13 protein-coding genes are annotated in these 16,188 nt (G+C 73.2%); 2 read left to right on the top strand and 11 right to left on the bottom strand.

Going from position 1 to position 16,188, the window contains the following annotated elements; all coding sequences use genetic code 11:
* Nucleotides 1-15 precede the first annotated feature (15 nt).
* From AW271_RS15310 to AW271_RS15260, 11 genes are all read right to left on the bottom strand, one after another.
* Nucleotides 16-1,341: a SagB/ThcOx family dehydrogenase gene (locus AW271_RS15310; RefSeq protein WP_062337264.1), complete on the bottom strand. Its 1,326-nt coding sequence runs from the start codon at nt 1,339-1,341 to the stop codon at nt 16-18.
* Complete coding sequence (locus AW271_RS15305) at nt 1,338-3,578, bottom strand: TOMM precursor leader peptide-binding protein (protein ID WP_063817990.1); 2,241 nt, start codon at nt 3,576-3,578, stop codon at nt 1,338-1,340. The genes AW271_RS15310 and AW271_RS15305 overlap by 4 nt, the downstream gene beginning before the upstream one ends.
* A gap of 10 nt (nt 3,579-3,588) precedes the next feature.
* Complete coding sequence (locus tag AW271_RS15300) at nt 3,589-6,726, bottom strand: DUF4135 domain-containing protein (RefSeq protein WP_062337260.1); 3,138 nt, start codon at nt 6,724-6,726, stop codon at nt 3,589-3,591.
* A gap of 1 nt (nt 6,727) precedes the next feature.
* Nucleotides 6,728-9,250: an ATP-binding cassette domain-containing protein gene (locus AW271_RS15295; protein ID WP_062337258.1), complete on the bottom strand. Its 2,523-nt coding sequence runs from the start codon at nt 9,248-9,250 to the stop codon at nt 6,728-6,730.
* A complete protein-coding gene (locus tag AW271_RS15290) occupies nt 9,247-11,406 on the bottom strand; it encodes a cysteine peptidase family C39 domain-containing protein (protein ID WP_157554181.1) in 2,160 nt (719 codons plus the stop codon). The genes AW271_RS15295 and AW271_RS15290 overlap by 4 nt, the downstream gene beginning before the upstream one ends.
* On the bottom strand, nt 11,399-12,112 hold the full coding sequence (locus tag AW271_RS39690; RefSeq protein ID WP_062337256.1) for a biotin/lipoyl attachment domain-containing protein: 714 nt from the start codon (nt 12,110-12,112) through the stop codon (nt 11,399-11,401). Before AW271_RS39690 ends, AW271_RS15290 begins: the two co-directional genes overlap by 8 nt.
* The gene (locus AW271_RS40710) at nt 12,109-12,387 is read right to left on the bottom strand and encodes a hypothetical protein (RefSeq protein WP_062337254.1); all 279 of its coding nucleotides are present in this window, start codon (nt 12,385-12,387) and stop codon (nt 12,109-12,111) included. The genes AW271_RS39690 and AW271_RS40710 overlap by 4 nt, the downstream gene beginning before the upstream one ends.
* Before the next feature lie 94 nt (nt 12,388-12,481).
* Nucleotides 12,482-12,769: a hypothetical protein gene (locus AW271_RS15275; RefSeq protein WP_062337252.1), complete on the bottom strand. Its 288-nt coding sequence runs from the start codon at nt 12,767-12,769 to the stop codon at nt 12,482-12,484.
* Between the two features lie 158 nt (nt 12,770-12,927).
* Nucleotides 12,928-13,680: a hypothetical protein gene (locus AW271_RS15270; protein ID WP_157554175.1), complete on the bottom strand. Its 753-nt coding sequence runs from the start codon at nt 13,678-13,680 to the stop codon at nt 12,928-12,930.
* 107 nt (nt 13,681-13,787) lie between these two features.
* Nucleotides 13,788-14,102 (bottom strand): thiocillin family RiPP, encoded by a 315-nt coding sequence (locus AW271_RS15265; protein WP_062337248.1) that lies wholly within the window; start codon nt 14,100-14,102, stop codon nt 13,788-13,790.
* A 241-nt stretch (nt 14,103-14,343) separates the two neighbouring features.
* Nucleotides 14,344-14,670 (bottom strand): thiocillin family RiPP, encoded by a 327-nt coding sequence (locus AW271_RS15260; protein WP_062337246.1) that lies wholly within the window; start codon nt 14,668-14,670, stop codon nt 14,344-14,346.
* 200 nt (nt 14,671-14,870) lie between these two features.
* Between AW271_RS15260 and ribB the strand changes: the two genes are divergently transcribed.
* Nucleotides 14,871-15,500, top strand: coding sequence for a 3,4-dihydroxy-2-butanone-4-phosphate synthase (ribB, locus tag AW271_RS15255; RefSeq protein ID WP_062337244.1), 630 nt, complete (start codon nt 14,871-14,873; stop codon nt 15,498-15,500).
* A 1-nt stretch (nt 15,501) separates the two neighbouring features.
* Entirely contained in the window at nt 15,502-16,143 is a 642-nt protein-coding gene (locus tag AW271_RS15250; RefSeq protein ID WP_062337242.1) for an HAD family hydrolase, read from the top strand.
* Nucleotides 16,144-16,188 lie beyond the last annotated feature (45 nt).

The raw sequence follows: 16,188 nt of genomic DNA, 5'->3' as shown, positions 1-16,188 counted from the left end.
CACCCATGACGGACATCACAAGCCGGGCGTACCGCCGATGAGGAACTCGCCGACCGACGACTCGGCGGCCCAGTCGAGCCCGAAGGTGCGGGCCGCCAGTTCGGCGTCGCCCGCGCCGAGGCCGCACGGCGACAGGCCCATCGCGGTGGCCACGAGATAGAAGGTCTGGTAGAGCACGCCGACGTTCTTCAGCGACGCGGCGTAGGCCAGCCCGGCGTACTTCCACGACATGCGCTGGAAACGCGAGGTGATGGTGACCAGGACGTCGGGCTGCGCGGTGTAGCCGGTCGACATGCTCGCGACGGCCAGCATCGCCCGCTGGTCCTCGGCCCTGGCCGCCAACCGGACGAGGCGGTGGCCGAGCGGGTCGTAGTAGTAGACGCCGCTCTCCAGCCCCTCGCACTCGCGCACGGTCAGGTAGAGCTCCAGCTCGTGGCAGGCCCCGCCGCCGGGGTAGGGGCGGCTGCTGGTCTCGTACGGCGCGCCTTCGGTCGGGCTGAAGACGGCCCTGACCCGGGCGGTCCGGTAGAGCAGCTCGCCGAGCTGGCGGGCCGTGAGGGCCGACGCGTAGGAGCGCACCGACCGGCGGCCTTCGAGCACCGTCGTGAAGGCCGGGCTCGGCTCGTCGAGCGAGGGCCGGAACAAGTCGGTGACCGGGCCCTCCGGCAGCGGTTTGAGCGCCGGTTCCGGCGGCGTCTCGCCGCGGAACCGGAAGGTCGCGCCGACGGGCTGGTCGTGCCGGCCGACCCGGGACCTGCTGTGGAAGAGCAGGTCGTGGAACTCCCAGGCGCGCAGCGCGGGGTGGTCGTCCTCGATCAGCTCGTCGCCCGCCAGGCCGGCCGCGACGAGATGGGCCAGCGCCTCGGGCGCCTCCTTCACCAGCACCCCGCGGGCCAGCGCCGCGATCAGCGGCATGGCCTCCTCGGTCAGGGTGACCCGGTGCCGCGACAACGGCGACTCCAGGATCAGGCCGTCGTCCGCGAGGCGGACCAGCGCGAACCGCGACAACCGCACGGTGTCGTCGGGCGCCAGCTTCGGCAGCCGGAACGTCGCGTCGCGGGCGATCGGGACGACCCGGAGCAGCGGGTCGACGGTGTGCACGAGCACCTGGTGCAGCCGGTCGAGCACCAGGTAGAGCAGGGCCACCTCCTCGCTCGACCCGCCCTGCTCCAGCAGGCGTTCGGCCAGGTCGTCCTCGTGCACGAGCGCGCCGGGGAGCTCGCCGAGCAGCGCCGCGATGCGGGGGGTCAGGCCGCGCGCGGCCTGGACGCCGAAGGTGTGGGCGATCGTCAGGACGCCGTCCTGCCAGGCGACGACGGCGTCCGCGCGCAGGCCGATCACAGGAACATCGTGATGGGGTTCATCTGGTCCTCCGGGGTCGGTTCGGGCAACCAGCCGAGCTGGACGGGCACGTCGTAGAGGCGGCCGGGCGCCAGCCGCCGCCAGAAGTGGCGCATGCCCGGCACGACGACCTTGACCACGGGCAGCCCGATGTCGGGCCGGGTCTGGTCGAGCACGAGCATCTCCATGCCGCGCTCCTCGACCAGCGCGCGGGCCGCGGCGACGTCGTCGAGCAGGTCGCCGGTGGCCGGCCGGTCGTACGCCGAGGCCGGCACGGCCGCACCCGACGGCGCCAGGTAGGGGTGGTCGTCGACGCGCGCGTTCTTCCACCAGTTGATCTGGTCGCCCTCGTGGAACCGGTAGCGGGTGCGGCCGTCCGGGCCCACGTCGATGACGGCCGGGATGAACTGGTTCATCTCGGTGAGGGCCCGCTGGACGGCGATGCGCGCGTCGAAGTGGGCGCCGAAGGCCATCACGATGTCCTCCGTCGGCCCGTCGAGGCGGCGGCTGACCGAGACGGCCACCGGGACGCCCAGGTCGTTGGTGAGGTCGAGGACCTGGATGTCGCGGCCGAGGCCGGCGTACACCTCCTGGAACTCGCTCATCCACGGGTCGCCGAAGCTGGCGAGGTCGAAGGCCGGCCGCCGGAGGCGGTTGTACCACCACACCGCCACGGCGTCGCGTTCGACGAGCTCCATGAAGCCCTGGACGACGGCGTCCTCCAGCGAGGAGCCCGCGGCGTTGCCGTTGGAGTCGGCCCAGGCGTAGTTGGGCCCGGAGGGGTCCTTCTCCTGGTGGTAGTAGTACAGGTAGCCGGTCGGCAGGTACTTGTGCCGCTGCTCGGTGAGCGACCAGACCGGGGTCCAGTCGATCGCGGCGTCCTCGTCGAGGGGGTCGTTGACGAAGTCGTAGCTGGCGGTGGCCTTGCGGTCCTTGCGGGTGCGGTACTGCTCGGCGCTGTAGAGCGAGCAGGCGTTGGGGTGCAGCGCGTCGGCGCCGAGCTCCCGCAGGCTGGCGGTGCGGCGCGACTCGTCGCCCTGGAACATGCCCGAGTAGCGCTCCATCGCCTCGCACATGGCGCTGACCTTGGCCTGGAGATCGGTGGTGCCCTTCCCGGCGCTCTGGCTGCGCAGACCGGCCCGCAACCCGCTCAGGTCGCGGATCTGCCGGGAGAAGTTGTGCCCGGCCGCGTAGGTCTTGACGAACGGGTTGCCCGTTTCAATCTTGATGAGCTCCTTGACGACGCCGGTGACGGGGCTGATCAGGTGGCCGTACCGCTCGAAGGTGTCCTCGGGGTGGCGGGAGCGGTGGCCGCCGTCGGCGGTGAACGACTTGGGCCGCGGCTCCAGCGCGAGCGGCCGTTCCGCCTGGGCGGCCATCAGGCCCGGGTCGCCGCACTCGGGGCACTGCGGACGGGCGCGGAGCCGGTGGCGGTCGGTGCCGAGCCGCTGGGTGTCCAGGGTGATCACGTCGCCCTGCTGCGGGCTGCGCGCCCCGGCCAGCCACTTCACCACCTCGGCCGCGACCAGGCGCAGCGCCGCGTCGCGGGTGAGCGCCAGGTCGGCGGTGGGCAGGGCCAGCGGCCGGTTGCTGCGCAGCCGGTTCTCCAGGTACGAGATCGACTGCCGGTGCCCTTCGAGCCGCTGCGTCAGGCAGCGCCAGCAGCCGCCCTCGCCCGGCTGGAAGACGGGCCCGAGCCAGAGCACCGGGCCGACCGGCCGGGCCAGCAACCAGGGCCGTCCCTCCTTCAGGTGCGCCCGGTTGATCTCGGCGAGCTCCTCGCGGAGGTAGTCGTCGGTCAGCACGACGGTCAGCGCGCCCTCGCCGGGCTCGACGCCCTCGGCGGCCAGCAGCGCCCGCAGGTCCTCTCCCTGGACGTCGCCCACGGTGACCACCTCGGCCCGCCCGGTCCGCACGCCCTCGGCCGCCTCCTCACCCTGGAGCCCGGCCATCTCCCAGTAGGCGGCGGCACCCCGGTCGAGGTCCTGGGTGACGTCGACCAGGAGGCGGCGCTCCTTCAGCTGGTGGAGCGCGAAGTAGACGTGCTCCGGCGGGATGTCGGCCTCGACGGCGCCCAGGATGTCGGAGACGGTGTGCTTGCCGTCGAGCAGGCCGGCCACCGCCTCGATGGAGCGTCCGGTGAGCAGGTGCAGGTCGCGCTCGGAGACGAGGAAGACCCCTTCGCCCTCGATGACCTCCACGCGGAAGTGCCGGCGAAATCCTGGCCTGGCGTCCATGGTGTTCCTTTCAGTGCACGAGCCGGATGGAGGCGACCTCGTCGTCGGCCAGCCGCAGGAGGGTGAGACCGGCGGCGGCCAGTCCGTTGACGGCGGACAGGGAGAGCCGGTCGGCCCGGCGCCGGTCGGCGAACCAGCGGCCGGTGTGGTCACGGCGGAGCAGCAGTTCGGCGGTCAGGTCGCGGGCGGTGCGCGCGAGCCCCTGGTCGCCGGTCAGGCGGGCGGTGTGCAGGGCGATCTCGGCGTCGACCACGAGCCCGGCGCAGGTGCGGGCGGGCGCGGGGGCGCACTGCCGGGCGACGCGGTCGCGCAGCTCGGCCGGGACCTCGCCGGTGAGGGCGTGGGCCGTGGCGACCGCGGCGAGCAGCGAGCCGGGGGTGTCGAGAGCGAACCGGTGCGCGGTCAGCGACTCGGCCGGGGTCTCGCCGAACGCGGCGGTGCTGCTCGCGAGCGCCCACGTGAGCCCGTCGGCGCCGGTGGGCACCCCGGCGAGGGCGGCCACGCCGGGCGGGTGGGGCAACCGGGCGGGCGGCCCGGCGAGCAGCTCCTCGTTCAGTTCGTCGTGCAGCCGCCGGGCCAGCGCGTCGGCCGCCGGCACCGCCGTGGCCGACGCCTCTCTGAGTTTGTGGACGGCCAGCAGCAGGCCGGCCCGCCCGAGCACCGGCTCGGCCGAGGTGGTCCCGGCCAGTTGCGCCTCGGCCAGCGGGAGCAGCTCGGCGGCCCGCTCGATGAGCCGGGTGTCGCCCAGCGCCTCGCCGCAGCGGCTCAGCGCGTAGACGGCCGAGCCGACGCCGACGAACGCGCCGACCGGTGACAGGCCGCCGCACATCCGGCGGTAGACGGCCGACTGCGCCGACAGGGTGGCGAACTCGACCGAGGCGTCGAGGGCCTCCTGGGCGGCGGTCCAGTGGCCGGGGGCGCCGGTGTTGGCGTACAGCTCCGAGAGGAAGACGGCCAGGCCCGCGGTGCCGGTCAGCAGGTCGCCGTGGAGAGGTTCGACCTGGTCGAGGCCGTGGGCGGGGTAGGTGACCACGCCGAGCCAGGCCGACCGGTCGCCCCCGACCGGCACGGCGGCCGCCAGGATCTCGTTCGCCAGGTCGCCCGCGCGGACGAGCAGCTCCTCGACCGGCGGCTCGTCGCCCCGGGACGCCTGCTCATACGCGTGCAGGCCGATCTCGCGGATCGTCTTGGGCCGGGGGGCCGCGCCCGGGAACTCCACGGGCACCTCGGCCGCGCCGGTGATGTCGAGGCAGGTCTGCAGCACGCCGAGGTGCTCCTCCAGCGGGAACCCGGCGAGGTCGGCGACCCGGTCCTGGAGGCGCTGCCAGGCGGTGCCGGTGAAGTGGCCGGGGATCTCGACGCCGTCGGGGGTGAACGCCGAGTCGGAGGCGGGCTTCGACAGGAACAGCGGGATGTCCATCCGGCGGAACGCGTCGATCTCCTGCTCGATGATCTCCAGGATGTCGGTGCGGCCCGGGTCGACCCGGAGCGTGCCCATCGCGCTGCGGAACAGGTGGGCCAGGCACACCTCGCGGGCCACGCCGTCGACCAGCGCCCCCGGGCTGACGCTCAGGCGCAGCATGTCGCCGCAGTCGAAGGTGCTGCGCCAGATGTAGCGCACCGGCGCCTCTTCGAGGAGGGCCAGCGGGCCGTAGTCGTCGGCGAGCAGCTCCTGGTTGCGCTCCAGGCACGCCTGCATCTGCCGGTAGCCCTCGGCCACCTCGTCGGCGTAGTGGCGCGGGTCGGCCAGGCGGCCGTCGCCCCAGGTCGGCCGGTAGGGCGGCTCCTCCCACCCGGCCGGGAACCCGGCGGAGTTCTCCGCGATCTGCTCGCGCAGCGCGGCCAGGCAGCCGACGTCCTGCGCCTGGACGCCGCCCGCGATCGGCCGGGGGAAGGAGACCACGGCCGTCTTGACCACCGTGTCCTCGACCTTGCCCCACAACGCCTCGATGCGCTCGCCGATGACGGCCGGCTGGCTGATGCGCCCCTGCAGGACGTTCTCCAGGTCGATGAAGGCCGGCGTCTCGCCGATCGCGACGAGGTTGTCGGCCCACAGGTCGCGGCATTCGAGGAACTGGGCCAGCCGGGCGAACATGCCGAGCCGGGTGTAGAAGCGCCGCACGCTCTCCTCGTCGGTGCTGGGCTCGGCGACGACGTACTCCTCCCAGCCGTAGCCGTCGCGCAGCACGACCTCGCGGGTGTGCAGGGCCAGCGGCAGGCCGTGGTTGTTGAGCAGGGTGCAGACGTCCATCAGCCCGGCGACCGACCGCAGGTCCTTCGGCTTGTAGACGACCCGCTCGCCCGAGGCGAAGGTGAGCAGGGTGACCACCCGGCCGTGATTGTGCAGGTCGCCCGAGTCACCCGAGTAGCCGGTGACCGGGCCGGGCGCGGCCCAGCCCCACAACGTGCGGCGCAGCCGCGGCAGGTCGGCGCGGAGCCGGTCGAACAGCTCGTGCACGACCCGCCGCCACTGCAGGCAGGTCGTGCCCATGACGTAGGCGAGGCCGGGCAGCGTCTCCAGCCGGTCGAGCCAGCCCGACTGGCTGACGTCCAGGCCGGGGCTCTGCAACCACGACGACAGGTCGTTGGACGTCCCGGCGAGCTGGGCCTCGAACGCGAACCCGGCCCAGCACGCCTGGGTCAGCCGCTCGATCAGCTGGCCCGCGATGTCCTCCCGGGCCTCCGCCGTCACGGGCACGCCGCGGACCGACCCGTCCTTGACGTCCACGAGCCGGTTCATGGCGCGCCGAAACGCCACGAAAGGGGCTCCGGGACGTCCGGTCGCCGGGTCGGCCGCGGCCGTGGGCGGCTGCGCGAGCAGGAAGTCCACCAGGGCGTATCCCCAGTCGGGCAGCCGTCGCGGGTCGGCGAGCTGGACGTCGACGAGCCCGGCGCCGAGGTCGCGGCCCGACCGGTTGCGGTGGTGCAGCACGGCGCGTTTGGCGTCCTCGTCGTCGCCGACCGCCGCTCGGAGCCAGCGCTGGGTGCGCTCGGACGCCTGCCGCCGCGACCGCCCCGCGACGGGCACGAAGTGGTCGCCCGCCACCCGCTCGTGGAACGGCGCGGCGGCGGCGATCACCGCCATCAGCCGGGCGTCCCCGCCGGGTACCGACAGCAGTCCCTCGTGCTGGGGGATGGTGACCGGCATTTCAGACCTCCTGTCGGCGGACCATCCGGGCGAACAGCTCGTTGTCCTCCATCAGCTCCTCGAAGGTGCCGTTGGCGACGACCCTGCCCTGGTCGAGTACGTAGATCCGATCGGCCGACCTGATGGTGCTCAGCCGGTGGGCGATCACGATCCGGGTGATGTCGAGCTCGGCGATCCGGCGGCTGACCAGCGCCTGGGTGACGTTGTCGAGGGCGCTGGTGGCCTCGTCGAGGATGAGCACCCGGGGCCGTTTCACCAGCGCGCGGGCGATGAGCAGCCGTTGCAGCTCGCCGCCGGAGAAGGAGGCGTTGTCCTCGCTGATGATGGTGTGCATGCCCATGGGCAACCGGGCGATGTCGCCGTCGAGGTCGGCCAGCCGGGCCGCCCGCCAGGCGTCCTCCTCGCGGGCCCCGGGCACGTCGCCGATGATGTTCTCCAGCACCGAGCCGCGTAGCACTCTGGCCTGCTGCATCACCACGCCGACCTGGGTGCGGACCCGCCGCAGGTCGAGGTCGCGCAGGTCACCGCCGTCGTAGAGGACCTGTCCGGTACGCGGCGGCTCGAAGCCGAGCAGCAGGCGTACGAGCGTCGACTTGCCCGCCCCCGAGTGGCCGGTGACGGCGACGAACTCGCCGGGCCGGAACACCATCGACACCTCTTCGAGGATCTGCTTGGCGGTGCCCGGGTAGGCGAACGACACGTCGTGCAGCCGGACCAGCCCGGCCAGCTCGCCCGGGTCCTTGGCCCCGGGAGGCGTCTCGGGCGCGCGTTCCAGCAGCGGCTTCAGCCGCTCGAACCGGGGCAGCAGCGCGAAGGCCGCCTCCACCGCCCGGCTGACCTGGCCGAGCGCCAGGACGAACTGGCCCAGCGCCACGGCCGCGACCACGAACGAGGCCGCCGGCACGTCCAGCGACAACCCGGTGAAGGCGAGCAGGAGCAGCAGCAGCGGCTGGGCCGCCGCGCCGATCGCCGCCGACACGGCCCGTTCGCGCCGGGCCGCCGAGGCCGCGCCCTGCTGGGCGGAGAACGCCCGTGACCACAGGCCGAAGACCTGCGCCTCCCGCCCGGCGACGTGGATCTTGTCGATGGCGCTGAGGCAGGCGTACAGGAGGGAGTAGATGCGGCCGTACTCCTCGTGCATGACCAGCTCGTGCTTCTGCTGCCGCACGGCGAGCGCGGCCAGCACGGCCAGCAGCACCAGCACCCCGCCGAGCACGACCAGCGCGAGCCGCCAGTCGACAGTGACCAGGATCAGCAGGCCCAGCAGCGAGAACACGCCGCCGAGCAGCGAGTTGACCGCCGCCTCGCCGAGCGCCTTGCGCATGTCGGCCACGGCGTTGGCCCGGTGGACCAGGTTGCCGGTGCTGTATTGGGAGTAGAACGGCAGGTCGAGCGAGACGAGATGGCTCCAGATGGCCGGTTCGAGGCGTTCCTGCAACCGCCCCTGCACCCTCACCAGCACCGCGTTCCGCACGGCCAGGAGCAGGGTGCTGGCGGTGACCGCGCCCGCGATGACGACCGCGATCCAGATCATGGCCGGCTGGTCGGCCGGGTGCTGCGCGGCGGTCAGCAGCACGAAGGTGAGCATCGGCACGCCGAGCGCGAGCAGAGCGGCCCCGCCGCCGGCCGCCAGCAACCAGGCCAGTTCGCGGCCCGCGCCGCGCAGGCCGTAGCGGAGCAGCGCGAGTGGCGAGGTGAGGCCCTCGTCGAGCGGCGGATAGATCTGCCAGGCGTGCGCGTCGAGGGCCGCGGCCACCTCGTCGGTGACGCGGCGCCGCTCCTCCGACGGGTCGGCGATCAGGTAGCCGCCCTTGTGCGGCAGCAGCGCCACCGGCCGCCCGCCGGCCTTGAGGAAGCCGACCAGCGGCACGGTCGCCTCGCGCCACCAGCCGTCGTCGAGCAGCACCTTCCGGTGCCGGGCCCTGGCCAGGTCGAGCGCCGCGCCGAGCGGATCGGTGGACGCCGGGTCGATGGCGTGCGCGGCGAAGCCGCAGTGGTCGCCGAGCGCCTTGACGACCTCCACGGCCCGGTCGGCGGCCGTACGCGGGCTGCCCGGCACCGGCGCGACCCCGGCGGCGGCCGCGATGTCGGCGAACGACCGGCGCAGCATGTCGTCGGCGGCCTGGGCGCGGGCCGCCCGCCAGTGGTCGCGGTCGGCCTCCTCCGCCTCGGCCAGCATGAGCACCCGCGTGAGGGTGCCCCGGTGCAGGTCGCGGAGGCTGGGGGCGGCGTCCGCGCCGGTGGGGCCGTTGAGGCGGCGTACCCAGGAGGAGACGGCGTCGGCGTCGCGGCGGACGCGGCGGACGGCGGTCCCCTCGGCGGGCGAGGCCACGACGGTGTAGCCGCCGGGCAGGTCGGTGGCGGCGAACCCGTGCATGAGCTCGCCGCTCTCCACCCGGACCACGCGGTGGCGGGGGCCGGCGCCGTCGACGGGCGAGAGCATCACGTCGACCGAACCGCTGACGACGGTCCAGCAGGCGTAGGGGTCGATCAGCTCGATCTCGCTGACGGGGTATCCGCTCATGAGGCTTCCTCGACCAGCGTGCGGTAGTGGCCCGGGACGGCGATGAGCTCGGCGTGGGTGCCGCGCTGGACGACCTTCCCCCGGTCGAGCACGAGGATGAGGTCGCTCTCGCGCACGGTGCTGAGCCGGTGCGCGATCACCACGCTGGTGCAGCCGCGCGACTTCACGTTGGCGTCGACGAACGCCTCGGTCTCGGCGTCGAGGGCGCTGGTCGCCTCGTCGAGCACCAGCACCGAAGGCGACAACACGAGCGCCCGGGCGATCTCCAGCCGCTGCCGCTCGCCGCCCGACAGGTTGCGGCCCCGCTCCTGGATCCAGCCGCCCGACAGGCCGCCTCGGCGGGCGACGACGTCGGCGAGGCCGGCGTCCGACAACGCCCGGTGCAGCCGGTACTGCGGGATGGTCGGGTCCCAGAGCGTCAGGTTGTCGGCGACGGTGCCCTCGAAGACCTGGAGGTTCTGCTCGACGTAGCCGATCGACGTGGTGAGCGTCTCCCGGGGCCAGTGCTCGCGGGGGATGCCGTCGAGGAGGATCTGGCCCGACCACGGCTTGACCGCGCCGGTGAGCAACCGGGCGACGGTCGACTTCCCGCTGCCGGTACGCCCCACGACGGAGACCCGCTGGCCGGGTTCGACCCGGAACGACAGGCCGCTGATGACCGGGCCGCGCTGGCGGTCGTAGCCGAAGCTGACGTCGTGGAACTCGACCGCGCCGCGCAGGCCGCCGTCGGTCTCGGGGGCGCCGGGGAGGGCGGCGTACTGGGGATCGGGTTCGGCGCTGATCGCGTCGTCGTACATGCTGGTCTGGGCGACCGCGATCTGGGCCTCGGCGCCGATGCCGACCAGCGCGGTGACCGGCACCAGGAACGCGCCGACGAGCAACTGGGCGGCGATGACCGTGGCCAGGGTGACCTCGCCGTTGGCCATCAGGACCGCGCCGGTGATCACCATGGTCGCGCCGGCGAGCGAGCCGAGGGCGGCCGGCACCGCCAGGAGCGCCTGTGTGGTCCGCATGAGGTCCTGGGTGGTCGCCAGCGCCTTGGCCGACAGGCCCGCCCACTTCTGGAAGAACCAGCCCTCGGCGCCGTCGGCCTTGAGCGACTCGGCCATCGAGATGCCGTTGAAGGCCATGCCGTCGCGGCGGTGCTCGTCGAAGAGCAGCTTCTGCTGGTGCGGGGCGGCGGCCCGGCTGACCGCGCGCATCGCCAGCAGGTTGACCGCCGCCAGGGCCCCGGCGACCAGGGCGAAGGCCGGGTGGAAGGCGTACAGGATCGCCGAGTGCAGCACCATCGTCAGGACGGCCGCCACCGCGGCGGCGGCCCGGTCGGACAGCAGGATGGCCAGGCCCGCGCCGAACGAGGTCTTCATCACCAGGCCGCCGGTCATCCGGCGGTGGAAGAAGTCGCCCGGCAGCCGGAGCAGCCGCCACATGTACCGGCCCGACAGGTCGGCCGCCATCGCGGTCTGCACCGCGCCGAGCAGCCGCTGCTGCGACCAGGTCCCGACCAGGGTGAACGCCGCGCAGGCCAGCAGGCCGAGCAGCACGGGCGCCGACCAGGTGGCCTCCCCTGCGATCAGCACCTCCCCCAGCAGCAGCCGGGTGAGCAGCGCGGTGGCCACGGCGGGCAGCGCGAGCATGAAGGCCATCACGGCGATGGCGAGCAGCGTGGAGAGGTAGGGCCGGACCTTCCCGAGCGCGGAGCGCACCAGCGGGAACCGTTTCCCGCCGGGCGTGAAGCCCTCGCCGGGCCGCGGCACCAGCACGATCCCGCTGAACCGCTTGCGGAAGTCGGGCCGGCTGAGCCGGATCCGGCCGATCGCGGGGTCGTTGACGTACGCCCACTTCTTGCGCATGCCCTCCAGCACCACGAAGTGGCGCTGGTCGACGAAGATCATCGAGGGGACGGGGTAGTCGGCCAGTTCGTCGGCGTCCAGGCGGAAGCCGGTGATGTCGAAGCCGTACTCCTCGGCCGCCTTCTTGAGCCCCGCCCCCGACAGGCCGTCGCGCCCGACGCCCGACCGCTCCCTGATCTCGTGGAGGGGGACCCGCAGGCCGTGGTAGGCGAAGACCATGCTGAGGCAGGCGGGCCCGCAGTCGGCGTCCTCCATCTGCGGGCGGCGCTCGGTGCGGACCGGGCGGGTCGCGGTCCTAGCCACGGGGGCCTCCGTGGAACAGCGCGTCCACCGGGCGGACGGTGGCGACGGTGATCTCCCCGGCGACGGGGGTCAGCGTGGCGCCGGGCCAGGCCGGGCGGTCGAGGTCGACGGTCACCAGATAACGGCCGTCGGCCTTGAGCGCGTCGCCGTAGACGGGCCGCAGCTGGTCGGTCGAGGCGGGATAGGGGTCGACGGCGCTGACCCTGCCGGGGCCCGCGCCGGTGACCGTGACCGGCTGTCCCGCGGTGAGCGCGCCGATCCGGTCGGGGCCCACCAGGAGCACGGCCTTCAGCGGCCCGGCGGCCGGGTCGACGACCGCGACGGGGGCGCCCGCGGCCAGGGCCGTGCCCGGCACGGCGGTGCGGATCACCCGGCCCGCCGACGCGGCGGCGACGACGCGCCGGGTGCCGTCGGCGCCGGCCAGCACCGCCAGCGACGTGCCGGGGGCCACCTCCTGCCCGGCCGTGACGAGCACCTCGGCCAGGCTGCCCGCGACCGGCGCGGCGACGGGAGCGGGGCCGCCGCCCGTCACCAGCACGCCGGAGGCGAGGACGACGTCGCGGACCTGCCCGAGCCAGGCCCAGCCGGCCCCGCTGCCCGCGACCACGACGAGGGCGACCGCGGCGAGCCACGCCTTGGTCCGCACTGTGGAGACGAGCTGCTCGATGCGCTCGCCCCCGGACGTCTCGACGGCGGTCGTCGTCATTTGGAGACCTGCATCCAGCAGAAGCAGAAGTCGAGGCACGGCGGTGTGACGGCCACCGGGTCGCTGAGGGTCTCGACCACGACCTCGGCGGCGGGCCGCGGGGGCAGCGCCGGCGCGGGCATGCCCTCGGCCAGGTGGATGTCGTATTCGGCCAGGACGGCGACGGGCTCGCGTTCGTAGCGGAGCCGGAGACCGGCGTCGGACCAGGAGCGGGCGGTCAGCTCGCCGAACACTCTGCGCTGGGCGGTGTCCAGGCCGTTGGTGTCTAGGGTCATCACAGGTCTCCCCGCAGCGTGGTATGAGATGCTTCGACGGCGGGGTGGTGGGCATCTGGACTGCCCACCACCCGGCGCCGGATGACAGACGTGATCAGCTGTTCTGACGGGAGAAACACCCGGTGGGGCAGCTCACGGTGCCGATCGTGCTGAGTGCGGCGCCGGCCGACGCCTCCAGGCTCTCCAGGTCGATGGCGTTCTCGGGCCGTGCGGGCAGCGGCGGCACCGGCAGGTCGCCCGGCCAGTCGATGCCCGCCGCGGCGAGCGCGGCGCGGGGGTCCTGTTCGAAGTCCTCCCTGAGCGTCTCGTCTGACCAGGCGAGAGCGGAGAACCGGGCGAACCGGGTGCGGAGTTCGGGGGGCAGGGTCGAGTCTTCCGGCATGAAGTCACCTCATTCGGCGGCTCCGGGTCGGGCGTTTCGCACGTCCTCCGGAGGTGGGGAAGGGGACCGCCTGTGCCATCAGTTTTGTCATCGGCCTGGGCACGAACCAGAAACGACCATCACGGACATCAAGTGATATTCATCATGGATGGGGCGCGTTACGTGAGGTGCTGACCCCGGTGCGCGAACTCGCGCATCTCGCGCTGGGCCTCCAGCGCCACGTCGAGCATGCCGCGCAACTGCCCGCGGACCGTCTCGGCGTCGCCGTCGGCGTTGCCGAGCACCGCGACGCCCTGCCGGGCGATGGTGTCGAGCCGGCTGCCGAGAATGCCCTCCAGCTCGCCCATGGCCCGCACCCGCTGCGCGGCCACCTCGGCGGCGGCGAGTTCGGCCCGGGTCTCGTAGAGCACCCGCGCCGTCTCGGCGAACCGGGTGAGCGCCGCGAGCAGGAACGACGCCACCGCGACGAGCAGAATCCACGACATGGCCATCGCCATGGTGTCGCCGAGGGCCAGCGACTTGAGCAGCTCCACGACGAGCACCAGCACGAACGCGGGCAGCGCCCACCTCCGCGACAGGAAACCCAGCGCCGTCGCGGCGAGGAAGACGCCCGAGATGGCCCACCACTCGCCCAGCAGCGGCAGCGGCGCGTAGACCAGCACGGACATCGCCCCGGCGATCCACCAGCGTCTCCGGCCCCGGGCGCCCATGGCGGCCCAGGCGTAGAGGGCGACCACGGCGGCGCCCAGGATCACGGCGGGCCCGGCCCTGCCGGGGTCGTTCTGGATGTAGTGGGCGAAGGTCTGGCTGATGAGGAACAGCGCGAACGCGACAATGGCGGCCCGCCCGACCCGCACCTCGAGGGGTGCGCGAACGGACGTCCGCTGCCCGGACTCTCCCGGTCTGCTCACAAACGGATCATGACCCCCCGGTGCCGCTTAGGCAACGGGGCGGCCGGTGAACGTCCCGGGGCGCGCAGGCGGGATCCACGCCGCCGGGACGGTTCACCTCGACGGGGTCAGGCGCAGCCGTAGGTGCCTGCGGTGCCGGCGCAGCCGCCGATGGTGCCGAGCGTGCCGGCGGTGCCGACGCAGCCCTCGACCTGGGCGCCGGCCGCCACCTGCAGGTCCTCGACGCTGAACTCGCCCTCGGGACGCGCGGGCAGCAGCGGCGTGGGCACGCCCTCGGGGATCACGACGCCGTACTCGGCGAGCAGTTCGCGGGGCTCCTGGTCGAAGCGGGCCTTGACGTCCTCGTCCGCCCACGCGGCGGCGATCAGGCGGGCGAACTTCGCGCGGTCCTCGTCACCGAGAATGTAGATGCTTTCGGCCATCGGGGCACTCTCCTTATTCGCCTCGGCACGCGGCCGAGATTCGACGGGAGTGGCAGCGGGCATCTGGACTGCTCGCTGCGCTTCTGTCTTTCTCAGATTCGCAAGGAAACGCCACCGCCGCCAGAAACGATTAACACCGGACCGATGTGATGACCGTCATATGGAATCGATGACACGAAATGCGAAATGCCCCGGAGGCGCGGCGGAAACCGCGCCCCCGGGGCAGATCAGGCAGGCGTGACTACATGGCGGCGGCGGCCGAGCCGTAGGTCCCGGCGGTGCCGAAGCAGCCGCCGATGGTGCCCAGCGTGCCCGCGGTGCCGGCGGTGCCCTCGGCCTGCGCGCCGGCCGCCATCTCCAGCTCCTCGACGCTGAACTCGCCCTCGGGGCGGGCGGGCAGCGGCGGGGTCGGGATGCCCTCGGGAATCACGACGCCGTACTCGGCGAGCACCGTGCGGGGCTCGGCCTCGAAACGGGTCTTGACGTCTTCGTCCGACCATGCGGCGGCGATCAGGCGGGCGAACTTCTGACGGTCTTCGTCACCAAGAACGTAAATGCTTTCGGCCATTGGGGGAACTCCTTCTGCCTCGGCGCATAACCGGTTTCCGGCGGGGTTCGGCAGCGGGTATCTGGACTACTCGCTGCCATTTCGTCACGTGTCCAGATTCGCCATGTTCGACCGTCGTCACCAGAACTGATTAACACCAGCGATACGTGACAAGCGTCATGTGCAAGCCATGACACTCACGGCGTGCTAGCTTCCGTGTCGTGACTCTGAGTGATCATTCGCCTGCGCTGCGCGTCCGGCTCGACGAGGTCGGCGCGGCCGTGGCCGATCTCCGTGCTGGGCGTCCGGTCGTCGTCGCCGACGACGTCTCCCGTGAGAACGAGGGCGACCTGGTGCTGGCCGCCGAGTTCGCGACCGCCGAGGCCGTCGCGTTCTTCGTCCGCTGGACCAGCGGGCTGATCTGCGCGCCGATGGCGCCCGAGGTGGCCGAGCGGCTCCAGTTGCCCCCGATGGTGGCGGCCGGCGAGGATCCGGAGCAGACGGCCTACACGGTCTCGGCCGACGCCAGGGAGGGCATCGAGTCGGGCATCTCCGCGGCCGACCGCGCCCGCACGTTGCGGCTGCTGGCCGACCCCGCCACCCGGCCCGACCAGCTCGTGCGTCCGGGGCACGTGTTCCCGCTGCGGGCCCGTCCCGGGGGCATCGCCGAACAGCGCGGGCACACCGAGGCCGCGGTCGACCTACTGCGCCTGGCCGGGTTGTCGCCGGTGGGCGTGCTCAGCGAGGTCTGCAACGACGACGGGTCGGTGGCCCGGCTGCCCCAGTTGCGGGCCTTCGCCGACATCCACGGGCTGACGCTCGTGTCCATCCCCCAGCTGGCCGCGATCTGACATGGGCGCGACCGTCTTCGACCTCGACGACACCCTCATCGACAGCGGCCGCGCCTGGTCGGCGGCCTGCGCCGCCTTCACCGCCGATCACGGTCACGCCTGGTCGGCGGCCGACTCGGCGGCCCTGCACGGCAACGGCGGCTGGACGGCCTACGTCTCCGGCCTCTGCGGCGGGCTGCCCGTCCAGCGGGTGCTCGACGGCTGCCTCGCGAACATGCTCGACACGATCGAGACCATCGACCTGCTGCCGGGAGCGGCCGAACTGACGGAGGAGGCGGCCCGCTTCGGCCCGCTGGCGCTCGTCTCGGCCAGCCCGCGCCGGTTCGTCGAGAAGGTGCTCGTCCACGTCGGACTGGCCTGCCGGTTCCAGGTGGTCGTGTGCGGCGAGGACGTCGACCGCCCCAAACCCGCGCCCGACCCCTACCTGCTGGCGGTGCAGGAACTCGGCCTCGACGCCGCCGACTGCCTGGCGGTCGAGGACTCGCCCCACGGCATCCGTTCGGCGCACGCCGCCGGGCTGACGGTGCTGGCGATCCCCCGCCACGGCGACCCGCTGCCGGCCGACGTCGCGGCGCTGGCCGCTCACGTGGCGTGCAACGCCCGGGAGGCGCTCTCGCTGCTCTCCTTCACCGTCGTGCCGTGACGTCCAGGAGGCCCGGACCGGCCGCCGGCCAACCGGCGGGGACGC

This window comes from Herbidospora sakaeratensis (assembly GCF_001570525.1).
GTDB classification, from domain to species: Bacteria; Actinomycetota; Actinomycetes; order Streptosporangiales; family Streptosporangiaceae; genus Herbidospora; species Herbidospora sakaeratensis.
The sequence above is the reverse complement of the archived record's forward strand: the minus strand, read 5'-3'. Positions and strand labels throughout refer to the sequence as shown.